This window comes from Gardnerella sp. CCPDSM (assembly GCF_056754715.1).
In genome coordinates, this window is sequence record NZ_JBQEQO010000001.1 from 99,540 (window position 1) to 120,565 (window position 21,026).

At 41.3% G+C, this 21,026-nt stretch carries 13 protein-coding genes, 2 tRNA genes and 1 pseudogene; 9 read left to right on the forward strand and 7 right to left on the reverse strand.

From position 1 onward, the window contains the following. Positions 1–87 precede the first annotated feature (87 nt). Together ACTJLE_RS00460 and ftsY are read right to left on the reverse strand one after the other, a co-directional pair. Positions 88–1,923 (reverse strand): annotated as a pseudogene (locus tag ACTJLE_RS00460) (ammonium transporter); the annotation flags it as partial. A gap of 184 nt (positions 1,924–2,107) precedes the next feature. Then, positions 2,108–3,286: a signal recognition particle-docking protein FtsY gene (gene ftsY, locus ACTJLE_RS00465; RefSeq protein ID WP_481267096.1), complete on the reverse strand. Its 1,179-nt coding sequence runs from the start codon at positions 3,284–3,286 to the stop codon at positions 2,108–2,110. A 191-nt stretch (positions 3,287–3,477) separates the two neighbouring features. Between ftsY and ACTJLE_RS00470 the strand changes: the two genes are divergently transcribed. Beyond that, positions 3,478–3,738 (forward strand): glutaredoxin domain-containing protein, encoded by a 261-nt coding sequence (locus tag ACTJLE_RS00470; RefSeq protein ID WP_481266964.1) that lies wholly within the window; start codon positions 3,478–3,480, stop codon positions 3,736–3,738. Between the two features lie 71 nt (positions 3,739–3,809). Beyond that, positions 3,810–3,882: transfer RNA gene (locus ACTJLE_RS00475), tRNA-Lys, on the forward strand. Between the two features lie 219 nt (positions 3,883–4,101). Here the strand turns inward: ACTJLE_RS00475 and ACTJLE_RS00480 are convergent. The 4 genes from ACTJLE_RS00480 to ACTJLE_RS00495 all read right to left on the reverse strand — a co-directional run bounded on the left by ACTJLE_RS00480 (position 4,102) and on the right by ACTJLE_RS00495 (position 10,211). Next, positions 4,102–5,517, reverse strand: a complete 1,416-nt coding sequence (locus ACTJLE_RS00480; protein ID WP_481267097.1) for a DUF4032 domain-containing protein — start codon at positions 5,515–5,517, stop codon at positions 4,102–4,104. A 272-nt stretch (positions 5,518–5,789) separates the two neighbouring features. Then, positions 5,790–6,917 (reverse strand): ABC transporter ATP-binding protein, encoded by a 1,128-nt coding sequence (locus ACTJLE_RS00485; RefSeq protein WP_119487009.1) that lies wholly within the window; start codon positions 6,915–6,917, stop codon positions 5,790–5,792. 385 nt (positions 6,918–7,302) lie between these two features. Continuing rightward, entirely contained in the window at positions 7,303–8,289 is a 987-nt protein-coding gene (locus ACTJLE_RS00490) for a DsbA family protein (protein ID WP_481266965.1), read from the reverse strand. Between the two features lie 134 nt (positions 8,290–8,423). Then, positions 8,424–10,211 (reverse strand): serine/threonine-protein kinase, encoded by a 1,788-nt coding sequence (locus ACTJLE_RS00495; protein WP_481266966.1) that lies wholly within the window; start codon positions 10,209–10,211, stop codon positions 8,424–8,426. Between the two features lie 165 nt (positions 10,212–10,376). On the opposite strand from ACTJLE_RS00495, the gene ACTJLE_RS00500 reads away from it, so the two are divergent. The 4 genes from ACTJLE_RS00500 (at position 10,377) to ACTJLE_RS00515 (ending at position 14,272) form a co-directional block, all read left to right on the forward strand. After that, positions 10,377–10,453, forward strand: a tRNA-Thr gene (locus tag ACTJLE_RS00500). Between the two features lie 473 nt (positions 10,454–10,926). Further along, a complete protein-coding gene (locus tag ACTJLE_RS00505; protein WP_481266967.1) occupies positions 10,927–12,567 on the forward strand; it encodes an aggregation-promoting factor C-terminal-like domain-containing protein in 1,641 nt (546 codons plus the stop codon). A gap of 40 nt (positions 12,568–12,607) precedes the next feature. Next, the gene (rsmA, locus tag ACTJLE_RS00510) at positions 12,608–13,501 is read left to right on the forward strand and encodes a 16S rRNA (adenine(1518)-N(6)/adenine(1519)-N(6))-dimethyltransferase RsmA (protein ID WP_481267098.1); all 894 of its coding nucleotides are present in this window, start codon (positions 12,608–12,610) and stop codon (positions 13,499–13,501) included. A gap of 144 nt (positions 13,502–13,645) precedes the next feature. Beyond that, entirely contained in the window at positions 13,646–14,272 is a 627-nt protein-coding gene (locus ACTJLE_RS00515) for a LytR C-terminal domain-containing protein (protein ID WP_481266968.1), read from the forward strand. A 79-nt stretch (positions 14,273–14,351) separates the two neighbouring features. On the opposite strand, the gene ACTJLE_RS00520 is transcribed toward ACTJLE_RS00515, so the two are convergent. Continuing rightward, complete coding sequence (locus tag ACTJLE_RS00520; protein WP_481266969.1) at positions 14,352–15,824, reverse strand: CCA tRNA nucleotidyltransferase; 1,473 nt, start codon at positions 15,822–15,824, stop codon at positions 14,352–14,354. Between the two features lie 42 nt (positions 15,825–15,866). Here ACTJLE_RS00520 and ACTJLE_RS00525 point away from each other — a divergent pair, with 42 nt between their 5' ends. The 3 genes from ACTJLE_RS00525 (at position 15,867) to murJ (ending at position 20,864) form a co-directional block, all read left to right on the forward strand. Next, positions 15,867–16,631: an NUDIX hydrolase gene (locus tag ACTJLE_RS00525; RefSeq protein ID WP_481267099.1), complete on the forward strand. Its 765-nt coding sequence runs from the start codon at positions 15,867–15,869 to the stop codon at positions 16,629–16,631. A 64-nt stretch (positions 16,632–16,695) separates the two neighbouring features. After that, positions 16,696–19,062 (forward strand): DUF6049 family protein, encoded by a 2,367-nt coding sequence (locus ACTJLE_RS00530; protein ID WP_481266970.1) that lies wholly within the window; start codon positions 16,696–16,698, stop codon positions 19,060–19,062. Beyond that, positions 19,059–20,864 (forward strand): murein biosynthesis integral membrane protein MurJ, encoded by a 1,806-nt coding sequence (gene murJ / locus ACTJLE_RS00535; RefSeq protein ID WP_481266971.1) that lies wholly within the window; start codon positions 19,059–19,061, stop codon positions 20,862–20,864. Before ACTJLE_RS00530 ends, murJ begins: the two co-directional genes overlap by 4 nt. The last annotated feature ends 162 nt before the right edge of the window (positions 20,865–21,026 follow it).

The window sequence follows — 21,026 nt, forward strand, 5'->3', positions numbered from 1 at the left end:
TTCAGAATTATCTGGAGATTCAGATTCTTCCTCGTCTTTTGTAGAAGCAGTTTCTTCTTCCGAATTATTTTCAGAATTATCTTCCGAGTTAGCTTCCGATTCTTCTTCCGAATTATCTCCAGAATTATCTTCAGAATTTTCTTCTTCCGACTCCTCCTCAGACTCTTCTTCAGAATTATCTTCCGAATTGTCTTCTTCCGGTTCTTCTTCTTCCGAATTATCTCCAGAATTTTCTTCTAAATTATCTTCAGAATCAACTTCCGAATCAGCTTCAACACTCTCAGCTTCCGCACGTTCAGCTTCAACGCTCTCAGCTTCCGCCTCATTATCATCATCAACTGCAATATCAACGGAAGTAAGAACTGCCATCTGCGTTTTATTAGCGTCATCATCAGCAACAGCAACTACAGCGCCACCATGACTTTGAGCAATAGCAGAGAAATCGTAAGCGCGCTCTCCTTGATCTACTAAATCAACACCCTTACGCTCTTTTGCCTCGGAAATACGCCATCCAAAAAGCTTTTCAAGCGCAAAAGCTATAACTGCGGTCACAGCGCCTGCATAAAGCACCGTAATACCAATTAAGCAAAGTTGCGCAACAAGCTGATGCCAATCTCCAACCGAAAGTAAGCCAGAGCCTTCCGCAAATAAACCTACAGCAAGCACGCCAATAAGAGCAGCAACGCCATTAACACTTACAACGTGCAAAGCGCCATCATAACGCATGAAAGTACGAGAATGAGTTACTAGGGATGTAATTACGCCAGAAATAATACCCAAAACTAATGCCCACATCGGCGCAATAACATCTGCCGCAGCCGCACTCGCAGCTAAACCAGCCATAACGCCGGACGCAGCACCAAGAGCCGTAAAACAGCCAGAGTGCAAACGTTCAGTTACTCCCCATGCAAGCATTGAAGCGGATGCAGTAATCGTGGAACTAACCCAAGCGTATCCTGACACACCAGAAATACCAGCAGAAGACCCAATCATCAAACCTAGCCAACCGAACCAAATCAGAAAAACTCCAAGCATAACAAATGGAACATTATGCGGGTGACGAGCAGGAATACCATTTTCAGCAGCAGACTTCATTGATGAAGTTTCATCTGAAACTTCAGTTACAGTAGCGATTGGAGAAACAACCGCTTCACTAGAATTATTTTTAACATGAGCAACATCAGCCCACAGCGCACGAGATAGGCGACTTTTATTACCGCGAGAATTTTCGCGAGAAGAAGCACTTTCAACATTATCGTTTGCTCCAACACGAGCAACATTCTTAATATGCAGCACAAAGCGTTTAAGAGGGAAATGAGCGTGCCCGCCAATAATCATCACGATTGCGAATGCGGAAACAGCTGCAGCCATGTGCAATAAGGATCCGCCAGCAAAATCATGAACATTAATACCCAATGCTTGAGAAATAGCTCCAGTAGGAGATAAAAGCCCTCCTCCGCACACCATATGCGCAAGTGGAGCAAATACTAAAGTTACCCACAAAGCAACGAATATGAGCCAAATAGCGTAACGCACACGCCCTGCCAAAGCGCCTGTAATTAAAGCTACAGCAACTACAGCGCACGCTAAACGGAAAGCCGCTGGAATACCACCAGCTAAACCAGAATTAGCATCCATAGACGTAAATACGCCATGATCAGCCACCATAGAATCCCTAAACAGCAAACCACTTAATGGATCACCAACAATTCCGCCAGCCATATCTTTACCGGCAAAAGCCATTGACCAGCCCCATAGCGTCCATACGATTGTTGTAACAGCAATAGCGCCTGCAGACAACATCATCATATTTACCATTGATGTAGCGCGCTCACGGCCGCCATAAAATAGGGCAATTCCAGGCGTAATAATAAACACTAATGCGCCTGCCAACAATGCCCATTGCGGATCCATCGTGGTCATTTTTCACCTCAATTACTTCAAACAGCGCAATGCAAACATCACTGCAACTGATGTATCACTTTATTTCTATTGTACCGAGAAAAGTTACGTAGAGAAAAGTTTGAAAAAATAGAAAATGCAATAATTACTGTAGAAATTGCAAAGCCTGCTCATTTTTACTTGAGCAGGCTTTATTTTGTAAAACTTACGCTAATAGTCCATCAACGAAACTCTTAGGATCAAATTGAACTAAATCGTCAGGGCCTTCACCAAGTCCTACTAGTTTTACTGGAACACCTAATTCACGTTGAACCGCAACGACGATACCGCCTTTAGCTGAGCCATCAAGTTTAGTAAGTGCAATTCCAGTAATACCAATAGCTTCAGCAAATACTTTTGCTTGAGCCATACCATTTTGACCAGTAGTAGCATCCAATACCAGCAGCACTTCATCCACTGGCATAGTTTTTTCTACAACTCTACGAATTTTGCCAAGTTCTTCCATAAGATTTGCTTTATTTTGCAAACGACCAGCTGTGTCTACAATCAACACATCCGCATTCTCGTCTTTCGCTTTATTCGCTGCAATAAAAGCAACTGAAGCAGGATCAGCACCATCTTTATCTGCTCTAACAACTGGCACGTTCACAGCAGAAGCCCAAGTTTCAAGCTGATCGGCAGCAGCGGCGCGGAAAGTATCTGCAGCAGCAAACATTACAGAACGATGTTGAGCTACAAATAGTCTTGCTAATTTTCCGGCAGTTGTGGTTTTGCCGGTTCCATTTACGCCAACCATCATAATAACGCCTGGATGATGAGCATCCGGCTTATCAGCATTCAATCGGCGATCAGCATTTTCGTCCACTACTTCTAAAAGTTTTGCTCGCAAAGCTTCACGAATATCATCAGCACTTGAAGTGCCAGAAATACGAGCATCCTTACGCAGTGCATCCACTAATTCTTCACTAGCTTTAGTGCCAACATCAGCCAAAAGCAAAGTATCTTCTACATTTTCCCAATCTTCTTCTGAAAGATTATCTTTGCTTATTATGTTGAAAAGCGCGCGCCCAAATGGGTTAGCACTATGCGATAAGCGCTCACGAAGCCTTGTTAAGCGAGAAGAATTACTTTCCGGCAACGAATCAGCTTTCGCTACTTTCTTAGCGTCTGAATCTAACTTCGTCTTCACACGTTTAGATTCAGCCGCGCCAGCATCCTCAGATGCCTCTATATCTGCAGAATTATCAACGCTTTTTGGAATTACCGGCCCGTGGCTATTTCCACGAATGCGCAGAATCACAGCCGCAGTTACTAATAGAACAGCAATAATAACAGCTGCAACTGCAAACCAGATAACCATATCCATATCCATAACCATATTCATGCCATCAAGCCTATGAAAATCAAGGGACACTAGCAATACATTTCACTATTTTTTCTCATATTTACCACAGTTTTGTTTAAATCTACCGCAGTTTCAAAGAATCTATTACACTATTAAAGACAATAAACGACAATAAGCGTTGTGTTTAAAAGTGAATTTTATAATTCTAAATAGCATAACAAGGAGTAGTTATGGTAGATAATGCAACTGTAGAAGTATACGGTGCAAATTGGTGCGGTGATTGCATACGTGCGAAAGCTGCTTTGAATCAATATGGCGTAGCTTTTGTTTGGCATGATATTGAAACAGAAGATGGTGCTGCAGATAAAGCAATTGAGATTAGCGGTCAAAAGCATATTCCAGTAGTTACTTTTGAAGATAATACTTTTATGGTAGAGCCTTCAGCTACGCAAATTAAAACAAAGCTAGAAGATTTAGGATTATTAAAATAATTCATGCGTAACACGCTCAAATGCGCTAGTATTCACTTCGTCGCTTGAATGTAGTACACTTAGCGTTTGTTGCCCCTTTAGCTCAATTGGCAGAGCAGAGTCCTTTTAAGTCTTGGGTTGTGGGTTCGAGTCCCACAGGGGGCACTTTTTTATACCCAAATTTAGACTGCAGCGTTGTAGCGTTACTAAACACGAATCATATATAAAACAATTGCATAAAAAAAAACGGGGGAGCCGAAGCTCCCCTTACGAAAAATTCGCTTAAAAGTCAAAGACGACAATTTACGTCGCCCTTATTGAGAATTAGCTTTTTTATTGTATAACACTAGCTACAAAAAGCGCTATAGAATCACACAGATAAAATCAACTTGCCCAAACACTGGCGTCTTGATCGTCTTCGTCAATATCAGTTCCGTGATTAGTTGGTTGAGAATACGTGTATTCATCGTCCACTACGCCAGAATCAGCATCTGCGTTTATTGCAGCAAGCACACGCTTATCCATCTTGTACTGTGGAAGCACATTCTTAATGTAACTTGTTACAGCATCTTGCATAGCAACGTCGTGGCCAACTTTTTCTGCCATAAACCAACGATGATCCAAAACTTCGTGGAAGAACTGAGCCGGCTCGATTTGTGAACGGAATTCAGTAGGAATCATACGAACTGTAGGCTCGAATACTTCTCGCATCCAATCGGTTGCAACAATCTCCAGCTCTTCGCCTTGACGCCATGTAGAAGTACGATACGCGTCCAAATCGTTAAGCAACCTGCGAGCCTGATTTTCTTGCACATCCAAGCCTGTTAAACGAAGCAGCTTGCGCGACGCATAACCTGCATCCACAACTCGAGGACGAACCAATACTCGACGGCCGTCTTCCGAAGTCTTCATTTCCAACTCATCAACGTCGAATCCAAGCTCATTAAGCCTATTCACACGACGCTCAATACGCCACATTTCATCCGGACTAAACTTATCTACGTCAGTAAGAGTGCTCCATAACGAGTGATAACGATCAACCAGACGATTTCCTATTGTAATTTCATCTACTTCTGTAGGCAGAAGCTGGCCTGAACTCAAATCCATAAGTTCGCCAATAATATTGGTTCTAGCTAAATCAATATCGTATTCGCGCTGGCCTTCTGTCAAACTTCCGTGCAAATCACCAGTTTCTGCGTCAACAAGGAATGCGGAAAACGCATCTGCATCTCTTAAAAACAGTACGTTAGAAAGCGAAACATCGCCCCAATAAAAACCGGAAAGGTGCAAACGCACCATCAACACAGCCAATGCGTCTATAAGACGCTCAGCGGTATCCGGACGTAACGTTCGCGCAAATAAAGCACGATACGGAAGAGAAAACTTTAAATGCTTAGTTACAAGTATTGCTTCAAGCTTTTCACCATTAGCGTCACGCCTACCTGCCACAACCGCTATAGGCGTAACTGTTGGAAGCTCAAGTTTGCGAAGTCGTCGTAAAAGTTCGTATTCTCGTTCTGCAACTTGACGAGTAATTTCCTTCATTGCATAAACTTCGTCGCCAACGTGAACAAATCGAACAATATGTCGAGAAATACCACGCGGCAAATTTACGAACAAATCAGCTGGCCATTGAGAAAGTGGTAGCTCCCACGGAAGCGTGAACATTCTTGGATTCGAGCTAGCCGCAGTAATTTTAAGCGCCTGAGGTTCTTGATACGACGCACTCTCATCCTGCGCAGATACTGAAGTTGCCTGCATAGCGCGCGGATCCAGTTGAGGAGCGTCATTCCATTCCATAATGTCCATTTACCAATCAGCTCAATGCCAACAATATCTCTGTATTGCGTATGCAACACAGATTAATCACTGACTAATTATTGATAACAACTATATATAATAAGCCATCCACAATAACGATTTTTTTAAACACGCTATTTTTTAGATTTTATGTAACTTTTATAGGTCTTTTTGTTGGCAAAAACGGGGTTCGCGTTATTTTGCGAACCCCGCATACCTTTATACCGAAAGTTTGCTTATCATGCTTATGCTATAGCACTCAAAGCTACTTACTAGTTCAAACGCAATTCAGTAGAAGGCGCGAACAAGTGCATCTTAGACGGATCGATCTTAATCTTCACCGTGTCGCCAACCTTTGGCAATGCACGAGGATTCACGCGGATTGTTGTGAGCTTGTTCTGATCAGACATCATCGTAGATGCTTCTTCAGGAGAACCATCAGTGATGATATTGCCGTAGATGTAGCCATCGGAACCGAGATCCTCTACGTTCACAACCTTCAAGGAGAAAGCGTTTGGATCATCGGAAGTTGCAAGGCTTGCATCTTCTGGACGGAAGCCAACAATAATCTGTCCATTATCTTCTGCAGTAAGCTTATCAACAGCTTCTGCTGGAAGAACGATGGAATCCTCGCCAATCTGAGCGCGGCCATCGACAACTGGATGCTGGTTGATGTTCATAGATGGGGAACCAATGAAGCCTGCCACGAAGACGTTTGCTGGGCGATCATAAAGCTCAGTTGGAGCACCAACCTGCTGAAGAATACCAAGCTTAATAACGGCAATGCGATCACCCATAGTCAAAGCTTCGGTCTGATCGTGGGTCACGTACAGTGTAGTAACACCCAATTGACGCTGCAAAGCAGCAATCTGAGTACGAGTCTGAACACGAAGCTTAGCGTCAAGGTTGGAAAGAGGCTCATCCATAAGGAAGACCTTTGGTTCACGAACAATTGCGCGACCCATAGCAACACGCTGACGCTGACCGCCTGACAAAGCCTTTGGCTTACGATCCAAATACTCAGTCAAATCCAAAACTTCTGCAGCTTTTTCAACGCGCCTGCGAATTTCTTCCTTAGGAACACCTGCAATCTTCAAAGCGAAGCCCATGTTGTCTGCAACGGTCATATGAGGATACAACGCGTAGTTCTGGAATACCATTGCAATATCGCGATCCTTTGGCTGCATAGTAGTAACATCTTGACCGCCGATGAGGATACGTCCCTTGTTAACCTCTTCAAGGCCTGCCAACATACGCAAAGTAGTGGATTTACCGCAACCAGATGGACCAACGAGTACGAGGAATTCGCCATCCTTAATAGTCATGTTCAAATCGTCAACCGATGGCTTATCGTTGCCAGGGTAAATACGCGTGACATGATCAAATACAACTTCTGCCATGATATGTTCCTTTCATCGGCAGGTACGTGCCGAACGATCCGTAGTGAAGGGTGTGCACTCATAACCCCTTTTCCTACATCGGCGGGAATCAATCGTACACAGTTTACTTACCTGGTCCATTGAAGGTTTCTCTTCGTTGAGCCATGCCTTAATATACCATGTTTAGCTCAGAAAAACAGCAAAAAATCAGTATTTTCTCAATACTCGGCGTGTCGAATACGCAAAAAGTTGCTAATAAATACTTAAACAATAGTTAGTTTTCGCTATAAAAAATATGCAATTATATAATCATTTGTTTGTATTAATAGTGTCTGTTTTGCAATACAAAAACGGACGTTAAGCATAAGCCTAGCGTCCGTTTTAATCAAATAATTTATTTTATTAGCTATAGAGCAATAGGGGAGTCAGTGTTAGAGATTTTAGGCATTTGACCTGCAACTCCAACTTGATTTTTATTCAAACCAATGCAATGCAAAATTGCATCAAGCACGCTCATATCCTTGCTATTAACAGCATTAATATCGAGCAACTTTCCATTGATAGTTACGGTTGGCGTTGTCATCGAACCCTTATTAGATCCAGAAACATTCAACAATTCTGCAAAATCAGGAGTGTATTTGTTAATCAAATTCTGCCACTTGTCGTACCTGCGTTCGAAAGCCTTGCTTGCAACAGATTCGTCTACACCAGCTTTCTTAGCTTGTTCAATCAACATTTCATTGCTTACAGGCTTATATCCTTCGCCTTCTTCTGGCTGGAAGTCTTCCGCAAAAATGTTGTTAATAAATTGCAACAAATGCTCTGGGTCACTGTCATTGTTTGCAATATAAGCAATAGCTCCGTATACGCGGCTTGAATAGTGATCTGTTGAAAGCGAATCCAAGAATGACATTGGGTGTATTTCTAAATTAATTTGGCCTGCTCGAACCATCGCAATCAGCGCTTTGTCTGCTTTACGATTAAAGCCGCCGCACCCAGGGCATAAAGGATCAAAATAAGTTGCAACAGTTGGAACTTTAGCAACAGGCTGGTTATAGCCAAGCTTGCTTATAACAATTCCGCCCATAGGAGTCATAACTTCTGGCTTATATTTAGCGCCAAGTTTCTTTAATTGCTCTTTAGATTTATTAGAGCGTTCAATTTGCGTTTGTTCAACATTGCTTTTTGGAGACTTATAAAAAGCTTGGTAAGTAGTAACACCAACAGCAGCTAACATAGCCATAACAATCAGCACTACAATAATTCCAATAATTGTTTGCTGACGACGCTCACGAGCTTCACGCTCAAGACGCTCACGATTTTCTTCAGTTCTTTCACGCCTACTCATTAACGAAGCATTCTGGTTGCTATTATCTACTTGAATATTAGGCATCGTAATCCTTCAATCTATTTTTTAATCTTCCCCACTAAGATATTCTCCCAGCGGCACACGTAAAACAAATAAACAACTTTCACACAGTTTAATTGATGGTATCAACGGAAAATAGAGTATTTGAAACAATAATTTTATTCTTCTTTAGATTTTTTGGAACCAAATAATGCTCCTAATCCTAAGCAAAATAATGTAGTTCCTTTGAATAACGCAAGAATAATCCAATAAATAAGAAAACCTATTGCGTAGCCAACAGAAGTTTTAGAAAAAATAGTTGGAGAATAAGTCGGCAAAAGAATATTCAAAAAGCCGAGTTTAATAGACAATAATTCCGGAGTTGTTCCACACAACAGCGGATAAATAACAGATCCAGCGCAAGAAACAATCACAACTCCAACCATTCTCGGCAGCGAATATAACAAACCGCGAATAATGTGCCACGGCAAAGATGCAATGCGAATAACCGCATCATGGCGCGGAATAGAACCGTTATTAAGTTGTAATCGACGCAATCTAGCTGAAATATTGTAGCCTAAAGTTGAACTTACACACATCATGAGTATGCAAAGTCCCGCAGAATCTAGCACGCTTAAACATGCAATAAAAGCACATATCAATAAACAAGCTATTAAAATCCACGCTCCACGATACGCATACGTAGGTTGGTTTGATATTTGATGCGCATCTTGCGAAATAGCAGTTGTAGAATCAACAGGCTCGTCGATAGCATAATTTTTATTATCTGCGCTTATTACACTTCTTGCGCTTGTTGCGCTTCTTGCATTTGTTGCGCTTATTACGCTTGTTACGTCAGAAACGTCGTTATTTATGCAATCTTGCTTTGTTACGGCTAACGTTTCGCTAGTTGTTTCAGATAACGTTTCGCTAGTTGTTTCAGATAACGTTTCGCTAGTTGTTTCAGATAACGTTTCGCTAGTTGTTTCAGATAACGTTTCGCTAGTTGTTTCAGATAACGTTTCGCTAGTTGTTTCACAAGTTGTTTCACGCCACATTCTGCGCATGTCTCCAAGCGCAGAATTTTTATCAAAAGGGCGGTTCGCCTCTGGCCAGGCTAAAGGATCCATAGCATCTTGACTAATCGCTTTTTCTAAATCAGAAGGAAGACACCTCTGCTGGCGAATCGGATTCAAAGCTTTACGGAAAGCATCCATTGTTCTAGGAGGCAAGCCAGTTAAATCCGCATTGCCAGAAGCTGCACGCTCCAAAACCGCCATCATAGGCTTTGTGCCAAAAACCGGCTTACCTGTAGCCGCAAACGCAAGCACAGCTGCAACTGACCACCAATCTGTAATCTCGTCTGAATCTCCGCCCTCAATAATTTCTGGCGCAATAAAACCAGGAGTTCCCATAACTAATCCAGTACGAGTAACATGACTTTCACCTTCGCCCATAGCAATACCAAAATCCACTAATACAGGGCCGCGAGAAGAAATCATAACGTTAGTAGGTTTAATATCTCGGTGAATAATTCCAGCATCATGCACTGCTTTAACAGCAGCAATAAGCTTATGCGCAAGTCTCTCTAAATCATCCGCAACATAAGGACCATTTTCTGCAACATCTTCGCGCAAATTATGACCTTCAATCAATCCTGTAACAATAAACGCAATAGAAGCATCAAGCTCCATATCAACAATTTCGCACACTCCAGGGTGATGAATGCGTTTTAATGACAAAGCTTCGCGCTTAAGTCGCAATCGCGCACGCTCCTGCTCAGAATCCTCATTTTCATTGTCTTCTGCACGAACCGAAGCTCGCAGTATTTTCATAGCATACTGATTTCCACCATCATCGCGCACACGCCAAACTGACCCCATTGCTCCACCGCCAAGTCGGTCAATAAGCGTGTACCCGCCAACATTATTGCCAGGCTGTAAATCAAACATGCTCATATCTTCCATACTGCATTATGTTAGTGCGCTACGATGCCAAATTTGGCATATTATTTTCGGTTTAAAGCATCATTACGAAATTTAGCAACACCATAATTTTGTAATGACGTGGCATATGGTACACTAAACAATGTTCTGCATGTCGTACGCGTTATGCTTAAGCTTGCGAACAACGCCTCCTTAGCTCAGATGGCCAGAGCGGCCGCCTTGTAAGCGGCAGGTCGCCGGTTCGATCCCGGCAGGAGGCTCCATTATTATTTGCTTGCGATTCGTAAATTTTTCTTAAGTTTTATGCTAATTTCAAAAACAATGGTTTTTCTTATCTTTAATATCGCATATAATGACGTGAAATGATTAAAGCAGAGGGGATAGTAACTAATTAACTATTTAGATTAACTATTTAAAATAGAAAAATTTACTTTTCATATAAAGTGCCGAATTATGGCGTATTATGAAAATAACAAATCTATATCTGCGCACATAATCATCTGTATAACAAAACTTTTCGCGAGTAAGAACTCGGAAACCTTCCCCCAACTCAGGGTTTCCGGGCGAGAGTGGAGCGTCCCCCAACCAGCTCCACCTCATAGGGGGCGGGAATATCCCCTTCTCTCCCGCCCCCACTTTTTTATTTTTGCTTTTAATACTCTTCTAATTACTTTTAATGCCAATGCAGCGTAGAAGGTATAATAAAAGTTGGTTTGATAATGAAGGGAGTGGTTATATGGCACGTCGATGGACACCTCGACGCTTAATAGTAATGCGACGAACACGCATTATCGCTTGCATCTTGTCTCTATCGCTTGCTGCTTTAAGCACGTTCGCATTTACAGCGCAAAAATCTGTAGCGCTAGTTGTGAACGGCAAAACTCGCATAGTCAACACTTACGCAACCACTTCAATTCGCTTACTAGAAGAGCAAAAAATACCTGTAAAAACGCATGATCAAATCATTTCTTCATCTGGAGATATTCTAGCTAATCACGCCACTGTTACTGTACGTAGCGCTTATCAAACTTCTATTACTGTAGACGGTGTAACAATACCATTTTGGACAGTTGCTACTAGTGTCGATCAATTAATTGGTTTCTTTCGAGCGAATGCAAAAAACGCTAAGAGAATTACAGTAAATTTGCAAAATATTTATGACAAACTTACGTGCGGATTATCGATTAATAAAAAAGGCCCAATAACGGTTATTGCTGATGGAAAGTCGAGAGTAGCTCCAGACGGCAGCCTGCCGGCAAGCTCTATACTTGATTCTCAAGGTATTGTGCTTGGAAAAGAAGATCGAGTTAGCGTAGAAGAAAATGATGGAAATACTATTTTGCGTATTTCGCGCGTAACACACGGCAAAGAGACTCGCACAGTTTCGCTACCTTTTGCCACACAAACTGTGGTTGATCCTAAGCTTCCAGCAAATGCTCGAGTAGTGCAACAAGCTGGTGTTAATGGAGAAAGAGAAGACGTATATAACGTAACTTACGTAGATGGCAAAGCTGAAAGCGCAACTCTTATTTCGCAAAATATAATAAAGCCTGCAATTAATCAAGTTATTGCAGTAGGAAAGTCAGCTCCTGCGCCGGCACCGCAAAAGCATGAAGAGAAAAAGCCGAAGCATAACAAATCTCAGGTAAAAAAAGATACTAAGCTTGCAGAAAAGTCTGCAGAGAAGGCTTCCGAAAAACCTGCAGAAAAGCAAAAGCCAACAAAACAAGAACAAAAACTGCAGCAAAATCAGAATCAAAATAACCAAACAAATCAAGCCAAAAAGCAACAGAGCGCAGAAAAACCTGCAGAACAAAATTCTCAAGCTCAAAACAGCCAACAACAAGCTGGAAAATCTGCTACACAACCTTCTAATACGGCTCAGCCTAACCCTAATGGCCAGGCTCAAAGTAGCGGAGATGCTCAAAAGAATGCGCAAGATTCTTCAAATAAAGCAACTCAGCCACAGCAGCAAAATACTGCAGCAACAACAACTACTCCGGCACCAGCTCCTGTAACCAATCCTCCGGCGCCAGCACCGGCAGATAATCCTAACAGCCTAGTTCATGCAACTCCTGAACAAGCTAAGCTTTTTGCGCAAGGAGCAGCCGCACAGATGGGCTGGACTGGAAAAGAGTGGGAAGATCTTCTTTGGCTATGGAATAGGGAATCAGGCTGGAGATGGAACGCTGAAAATCCCAGCTCGCATGCTTACGGCATTCCTCAAGCTCTTCCTGCTAACAAAATGAGAAGCGCAGGAGATAACTGGCACGAGGATGCAGCTGTGCAAATCAGCTGGGGATTAACATATATTAAAGCGCACTATAAGTCTCCTAGCGGCGCTGTGAAACATTCTCGCGATATTGGTTGGTATTAAACAATAATTAACTACTTAAATCGAATACTACTAAATATTAATTGGACGGTACACATTGACAGAACTCAACACTGAAAATAATGGTCAACTTTTAGGCGCAGCAGAAATACGAAGGATTGCTGCAGAAGAAGGTATTACACCAACAAAAAAGTTCGGTCAAAATTTCGTTATCGATCCTGGCACAGTGCGGAAAATAGTTGCAGCTGCAGAAGTAAAACCAGGAGACACCGTTATGGAAGTTGGGCCTGGTCTTGGATCTCTTACTCTTGCAATATTGCAATCGGGAGCACATCTTACAGCTGTAGAAATTGATCCTCACCTAGCTAATCGCCTTCCACACACAGTAGAAGAATTCATGCCTGGCGCTGCAAATAGGTTTAACGTGATTCTTAAAGACGCTTTAACAATAAGCGCTGATGACGTGCCGCAACTTGCATCTGCTCAAGAATTTACACTTGTTGCGAATTTGCCATATAACGTTGCAACACCTATTGTTCTTACGCTACTTGAAAAATTTAGTAATTTGCAGCATTTCTTAGTGATGGTTCAAAAGGAAGTTGCAGATCGCTTATGCGCTCAACCAGGAAGTAAAGTATACGGCACGCCTAGCGTAAAGTTAGCATGGTATGGAAAGTCTCAGCGTGCAGGTCTTATTGGCCGCAACGTTTTTTGGCCTGCTCCAAACGTTGACTCCGCACTTGTATCTTTTACAAGAGATTCAGTAAGCAAAGGAAGTAACAGCGAGCGCGAAGGCGTTTTTAGGCTTATTGATGCAGCTTTCCAGCAGCGCCGCAAAACATTGCATGCAGCTCTTAAACATATCGTTGCCGAAGAAGCGTACGAAAAAGCTGGAATTGACCCAACTAGACGTGGAGAAACGCTTACTTGCGATGAATTTATTTCTTTATACAAAGCGTGTGAAGTTTGCAAATAAAAAATAATTCAAAAAAATAATTCAAAAAATACTGGCACGCGCTAAATATCAGTCATACATAACAAGTAAAATGCGATTTATATTTACTGCAACTTGCGCGGCTTGTTGCGAATAAAATAATAAACTTACAGATTGGAAGTGTACATGACGCAAGAATACGATGAACGTATTGCTCGTAAAGCTTTCATATCTCAAAGAAAACGTTCCGTGCTAACTGTTGTAAGTGCAGGTTTGGCTGTAGCTTTTGTGCTTGCGCTGCTTGTTCAATTCCACGTTTTTGGAATTAATTCAATAGCTGCTCCAAAAGATAATCCAAATTATGGAGTAACTGCTCCGTGCGCAGTTAGAAGTAAAGACTACGCAAAAACGACTTATCTCGATAATCGCGCTATAAAAATTCGCGTATTAAATGGCACAAAGTTCCGCGGATTTGCTCGCGCAGTTGGTGAAGCTTTAAACGCGCGAGGCTTTAATCTTACAGAAGTTAACAATAATAAAGTTAATAACGTAAAGCGCACTACTATTTACTTCGGTAAAAATGCTATTAACGAAGCTTATACAGTAAATTCTAACTTTGTTGATGCTGTTATGCGTATGGATGATCGTCAAGATAAGCTTATTGATATTGTGCTTGGCTCAACTTTTAATAATCTTCGTCCAAAAGTTGACGTTCCTGCAGCTGGCGCATCAATTAAAGAAATACAAGGATGCGTAAAAGCTGATTCCATGAAGAAGCTACCTAAAGCTCCTGCGCATAAAGAGGCAAAATAAAAGCAAAATAAGCGCAAAATAAAATTAGTAGCCAAAAGCTAACGCTTTCAACGTTACGTTTACTTATTATGCGCTACGTTTACTTATTATACGTTTCGTTATACCAGCGTTGCAATTCTGCAACCGCAATATCATGCTCCACAGGACCGTTATCAAGACGGTAATCAAGCATATGCCTGTACGCTTCGCCAACTACAGGGCCTGGCTGTAAATTAAGCAATTGCATAATTTCATTACCATCAACATCTGGGCGAATAGCGTTAAAATCTTCCTGCTTTTTAAGCTCTCGAACACGCTCTTCCATCTCATCCATAGCATGTTCAAACATCAAAGCTTTGCGACGATTCTGCGTAGTAGCATCCGCTCGAGTAAGCCTGTTTAAACGCTCGTATAAGTGACCTGAGTCTTTTACATAGCGACGCACTGCAGAATCGGTCCATGGCTCATCAACGTAACCGTGGAAGCGCAAATGCAAATTCACTAACTCGCTAACATCGTCAATAATATGATGATCGAAATGCAAAGCTTTCAAACGTTTGCGCGTCATTTTTGCACCAACAACATCATGATGATGGAAGCTTACTTTCCCGCCATCTTCAAACTTTCGAGTGCGCGGCTTACCAATATCGTGCAATAATGCAGCTAAACGCAAAGTCAAATCAGGAGCTGGCACAGGGCCTTCATCGTCTGTTTCCAATGCGATTGCGCGCTCAAGAACCATCATTGTGTGCTCAAACACATCTTTATGGCGATGGTATTCATCAATTTCAAGTTGCAACGCTGGAATTTCTGGCAGAACGCGCTGTGCGATACCTGATTCAACAAGAGCTTCTAAGCCTTGACGAGGCCTATCAGAAAGCAACATTTTGGTAATTTCGTCTCGAATACGCTCTGCAGAAACAATATTCAGCCTATCTGCCATATCTACTATGGCTTCAGCAGTATTAGTTTCGATAGTAAAACCAAGTTGCGCTACGAAACGCACAGCGCGCATCATACGCAAAGGATCATCATCAAAAGATTGTCGAGGATCTACTGGAGTGCGCAATACGCCTTTAACCAAATCGCTAGCACCACCAAACGGATCTACAAATTCCAAATCAGGCACACGCAAAGCCATTGCGTTTACAGTAAAATCTCGCCTGGAAAGGTCACCTTCCAAAGTGTCACCATATTGCACTTCAGGTTTACGCGAATCTGGATCATACACGTCAGAACGGTAAGTAGTAATTTCAACTTTTACTTCCGTACCATCTGCACGTCGACGCATAGCGCCCAATGTTCCAAATTTGCGACCCATATCCCAAAAACCGTCGTGTCCCCAACGACGCAAAATTGGTTCGAATTCTTCAGGACGCGCTGAAGTGCAAAAATCAAGATCGTGCGACACGCGATGCAAAAGCATATCGCGAACAGGACCACCAACTAATGCAAGTTCATAATTATGCTCAGCAAAAAGTCGCCCCAACTCTACAGCTTCAGGCCAAACCTCAAAGTTTTCACTCACCCTTACCGACACCCTTTCAGCAAAAATCAATCTATATTCCAGCATACAGTTACCCCAATGCACAGCGGATTGAGTAATGTGGAGTATATGATTACTCCTGCAGATTTACGACGTATGCTCGCCAAGCCTGCGGATAATCATGCCCAAAATAAGCCTAAGCCTGCTATTACGCCACTTGATTTAGCTAAAAAGCATAACAAAAAAACTTCTTCGGAAGATAGTAATCAACCGCAAATTTTCGTTGATATTCCAATCTTTTCAGAAGAATTGCAAGCTCAAAAAGAAGTTGCAGAAGTTAACGAAATATTGGTAAAAACGCCGAAAATTTCTACTGCTTCTCCAGCACTTATGCCACAGCGTAGAACAGCAGATACGCCCACAACTTTTGCTTCTTTAGACGCTCAAGATTTGCCAATTATTAGAGAATATTCCGCAGGCGGACTCGTTTTTGACTCTCTTGGGCGTGTCGCAATTATTGCTCGTCACTCCAGAAGCGGACATCTTGAATGGTGTTTACCAAAAGGCCATATTGAGAAGGGCGAAACACCTCAAGAAACTGCAGTGCGTGAAATTCACGAAGAAACAGGCATTATGGGTGAAGTAGTAGATTCAATAGCGACAATTGATTATTGGTTTACAGGCACAACACATCGTGTTCACAAGTTAGTGCACCATTTTGCGCTACGTTACGTAAGCGGAGATCTTTCTGTACTTGGTGATCCTGATCATGAAGCAGAAGATGCTATATGGGTGAATTTTAAAGAATTGAATGCAATATTAAGTTATCCAAACGAACGCAAAGTTGCATGGCTATATTCAAGAAAAGCGCATAGGCGGTTCCACAGTGAATAATCTCGCTTATAAGCAACAAACATGCTTGGCACAAGATTTGCCGAATAGCACGCTATATTTCACTATGCTTAAATTAATGAAATTTACTTGGAAAACATGCTACAAATTGGCACGTTTTATGCTTGTATTTATCACTATATTTACGCTAACTGTTGCTGTGAGCTGCACTGAAAGTGCTAAATACGTGGGTTTTACTCGTTTCGCAAGTGCACTCACAGAAAATGAGGATTCGAATAACAATTCTGATTCAAAATCAAAATCTCAAACAACATATGAGGATAAATTCAGCAAGGGCATAGAGCTGAGCATAATTAAAGCAACTCCAATAGTTACTGATCAAAGCGGGTATCATCTTACTGCAACTCTTAAAGCAACAGGTGAACCTTTACCAGAAGGAATGGTTCAAGTTGCTATTAATTCAAACTATACTTTTGCGTCCCGCACAGACTTACAGCATTGGGCTCAAAACGAGTCACTAATACCTACACCGCAAATTTTAGGTTCTGTTAAAACTGATGGCTTAAGTGCAGGAAGCAGCTCAACATTCAATTTTGATATACCAGCAGATAGTCCTGAGCTGAAATCTATATGGCAGTGGGGGCCGAAACCTTTAAAAATTACGTATTTTTCTAATGATTATTCTCGCTATAAATCAATACGCTCTTTCTTAACGAGAACAAACGACGGATTGCACGTAGCTAACTCTCCTGCAATGAATATTACAGCAGTTATGCCAATGCTATCTAATACGCAATATGCTTTAAAACCAAACTTAATTCAACCTGTTCGTCACTCTGCTACGCTGCTTCAATCTACTAAAAAAGATACTCATCATGTTCTTGAACAAGCTGATTTAGTTAGCAAACATGAGAAATTGCAAACTATAGCCGATATTAATACTTTGCAAGCAGCACGACTGCTTTTCCGCCCAAGCGCTTATATGCAACAGTCTGGATTTGATATTAGCGCGTACGCAGATGACCATAATCCTGAAAAGTACCGATTAGCTGGCATACCTAAATCAACTTGGTCTGCTAAAAATTCGCAAATACCGCAAGTTGCGCAATCTTCGCAATTCTCCCAATCTGCTCAAGCTATTCAAGATTCAAAGTCTTCTTCTAAAGAAAATAACGTAAAGCAAGTTGCGTCAGCTCAAAGCAATTCACTTAAAGCATATGCTTGGCAAACGCACGGAAAATGGACTATTGAGGCACTTGAGCAGGCAAAACTTAATGGCTATAACACTGTTATTGCAACCGATGAATTCTATTCAAAAGCATCACAGTTTGCTCTAAGCGATGGAGTATACGATATTGAAACTCCGTCAGGAAAAATTCGAGTATTATCTCCGCAAGCTGTTCTTACAACATTAGCTAACGGAAACCCAACTAGCGATAAAGCAACTTGCGAAAAAACTCAAGCCGGAAGAATAAACCGTCTTATTGCTCAAAGCGCGTTTTATCAAATGGAACAGCCTTACGTAGACCGTCATATTCTTGTTACTTTTTCTAACAAAACGCCTATTGCAACTATTGACGCAACTATGAATGCGCTTGAAAAATCGCCTTGGCTATCGCTTAGCGATTTGTCAACATTAAATCAACTTAAACAAAACGAGTTACCTCGCTGGAAGCTCAACAGCATTATTCGAGAAACGCCTCATAATAGTGGAATCAGCGCAAGTGCCACTAAATTAAGGCATTCTACATTAAAAAATTTATTACGCTCAAGAAAAGATATTTTGCGCTTCACTAATAACATTCTTGACTATAATGCTGCAGCACAATTTAGTAGCAACGAAGGCGACGCTCAAGCTCTTGCCAAGCAGACTGCTAAATCAAAAACTAAAATTAATGCAAAAGCTTGGGGAAATTATTTGTTAAAGATGTACGACAGTATTGCCTTACATGATTTTACAAACGAAATAAGCAAAAAGAATGCAAAAAAACAAACAAATAATTGCAAACAGGCAGATTCGTGCATAGAAACAAATACTTCTCAAAATTTCGCACGAAGCATACTTTCTAAAATCCACATTATTCCGCCGCGCGATATTACTGCAGTAAGCGAAACAGCAAGTATGCCTATTACTATCAGCAATACTCACCCGTACCCTGTGCAAGTGTATTTATCCGCAAATACGAATGCTATGGAAATTGTTACGCGTCGAAAAACTTTAGTAAAAATTCCAGCAAATAGTGAAACGCAAGTTACTTTACCTTTGCGTATTACAACTTCTATTCGCACTAAAGCTACTTTTATGTTGGAAGATACTGAGCATAATGGATTTTCTAAACCGCAGTACACAATTATTACAAGCACTCTGCAAATTAGCGATAAAAGCGGTACGATTATTATAATATTTGCTTTCATGCTTGGGTTGCTTGGTCTTTGGAGGCAATTCCATCGTAAGAAGGATCCAGACGAATGAGTTCAGTAGGACGCAATTCTGTTATTATGGCTAGCGGCACCGCAGCGTCGCGTGTAACAGGCCAAATACGCACTATTCTTCTAGCCGCAGCTCTTGGCACAACTGGTTTAGCAGCTAACGCTTACCAAGCAGGCTCAATGATTCCTCAGCTTATCTATACTCTTGTTTCCGGAGGAATTTTTAATGCTGTGCTTGTGCCGCAAATTGTGCGCACCTTAGAAAAGAAAAATGCGGAAGAACGCTTAAATAAGCTTATTACTTTTGCTATCGTACTGTTGCTTGCCGTTACGATTCTTATGACGTTTGCTACTCCTGTGCTAACAATGCTGTATGCCGGTGGTAGCCCAGAAATGCAGGCTCTTACTTACTCTTTCACACTTTGGTGTATGCCACAGATTTTCTTCTATGGACTTTATACCGTGCTAGGCCAAATTCTTGCAGCTAAAGGTCGCTTTGCAATGTACGCTTGGAGTTCAGTTGCTGCGAACATTATAAGTTGCTTAGGATTTGGAATTTTTATTTTGCTTTTTGGTAAAGCGAATAGAACACCACTTGAATTTTGGAATGGAAATACTTTACTTCTAACTGCAGGATTTTGGACATTCGGCGTAGCTGCACAAGCTTTGGTATTGTTCTGGCCGCTAATGAAAAGCGGCATACATTATCGCCCAACTTGGGGCATAAAAGACATAGGCTTACGCTCTATGGGTCCTATTGCTGCGTGGAGCATGGGAATTGTTGTGGTTTCGCAAATTGGCACAATGATTACTACGCATATCACTACTAGCGTTCCTTTTGTTGCAGAACAACGTTTAGGTTTGGATCAGTTTGAAGTCGCCGGTAATGCTAGCTACCAAAACGCTAACACCATGTTTTTGCTGCCGTATTCTTTAATAGCAGTATCAGTTGCAACAGCTATTTTCCCTAAAATTTCTCGCTCAATTGCCGAACATGATTTATGCACTGCGCGAAACGATTTAAGTGAAGCAATCCGCCACGTAAGCTTAATTATGTGCTTCTTTACTTCCGTTTTTATTATTATTCCAACTCCAATTTCTTTAGCTCTTATTCCTTCTATAAGCTTGCAAGAAGCTAATCTTATGGCAGCTCCATTAATGATGCTTGCTTTTGGCTTACCTCTTATAAGTAGTTATTTGATTATTCAGCGCACATTCTTCGCTTTTGAAGATGGCAAAAGTCCGTTCATTTTTACTTTTGCGCAACTTATTACGGAGCTTATTGCGTTTGTTTCTTGCGTTAATTTGTTGCCTCCTACATATTGGGTAACATCTTTGGGAGCTTCAGTATCTATAAGCTATTTCCTTACTTTCCCTTCACTTGTTCACATGTTGCGGAATCGTTTTAATCACAATTTGGACGATAAAAAGCTCATAATTACGCACATAAAAATTGTTGCTGCTTCTGTAGTGTCGATTATTTTAGGACTTGTAATTCGCGAACCAATTATGCGTGTTCTAAATATAAATGCTTCTAATTTGCATGGCGTTATTCGTTGGGTGCACGCAATACTTATTTGCGTTACTGTAACGATTATTGTTGCGATTATTTATATTGCTATTCTTTTGCTTTTAAAAACAAAAGAACTTATAGATTTAACAGCTCCAATAATTAGTAAGCTTTCTAGGAAAATCCCGGCTCTTGTTCCTCTTTCTAAAATTTTTGAAGACACTTTGCACAGTAAATCGCAAGAAGCTTCCAATAAAATTAATGAACGGAATCGAGTTCCTAGAAGAGTTCAGTCAAGCGCGTACATAAATACTGAAGTAAATATTAAAAAGTAAATACTTAAGTAAATACTTAAGTAAATACTTAAGTAAATACTAAAAACTAGCGATTAAAATTAGTAAATTAAAGCATGCGCTACTACACTTTCATAGCGGTATGTGATTATTTTGGAAATTATCGCAATATAGACAAAATTATTGTGTATAACATGCCGCTTA

Bases quoted from the DNA above. Each gene is read 5' to 3' on its own strand.
- ftsY (WP_481267096.1), bottom strand. From the start codon at position 3,286: ATGAATATGGTTATGGATATGGATATGGTTATCTGGTTTGCAGTTGCA.
- ACTJLE_RS00470 (WP_481266964.1), top strand. From the start codon at position 3,478: ATGGTAGATAATGCAACTGTAGAAGTATACGGTGCAAATTGGTGCGGT.
- ACTJLE_RS00480 (WP_481267097.1), bottom strand. From the start codon at position 5,517: ATGGAATGGAATGACGCTCCTCAACTGGATCCGCGCGCTATGCAGGCA.
- ACTJLE_RS00485 (WP_119487009.1), bottom strand. From the start codon at position 6,917: ATGGCAGAAGTTGTATTTGATCATGTCACGCGTATTTACCCTGGCAAC.
- ACTJLE_RS00490 (WP_481266965.1), bottom strand. From the start codon at position 8,289: ATGCCTAATATTCAAGTAGATAATAGCAACCAGAATGCTTCGTTAATG.
- ACTJLE_RS00495 (WP_481266966.1), bottom strand. From the start codon at position 10,211: ATGGAAGATATGAGCATGTTTGATTTACAGCCTGGCAATAATGTTGGC.
- ACTJLE_RS00505 (WP_481266967.1), top strand. From the start codon at position 10,927: ATGGCACGTCGATGGACACCTCGACGCTTAATAGTAATGCGACGAACA.
- ACTJLE_RS00515 (WP_481266968.1), top strand. From the start codon at position 13,646: ATGACGCAAGAATACGATGAACGTATTGCTCGTAAAGCTTTCATATCT.
- ACTJLE_RS00520 (WP_481266969.1), bottom strand. From the start codon at position 15,824: ATGCTGGAATATAGATTGATTTTTGCTGAAAGGGTGTCGGTAAGGGTG.
- ACTJLE_RS00525 (WP_481267099.1), top strand. From the start codon at position 15,867: ATGATTACTCCTGCAGATTTACGACGTATGCTCGCCAAGCCTGCGGAT.
- ACTJLE_RS00530 (WP_481266970.1), top strand. From the start codon at position 16,696: ATGCTTAAATTAATGAAATTTACTTGGAAAACATGCTACAAATTGGCA.
- murJ (WP_481266971.1), top strand. From the start codon at position 19,059: ATGAGTTCAGTAGGACGCAATTCTGTTATTATGGCTAGCGGCACCGCA.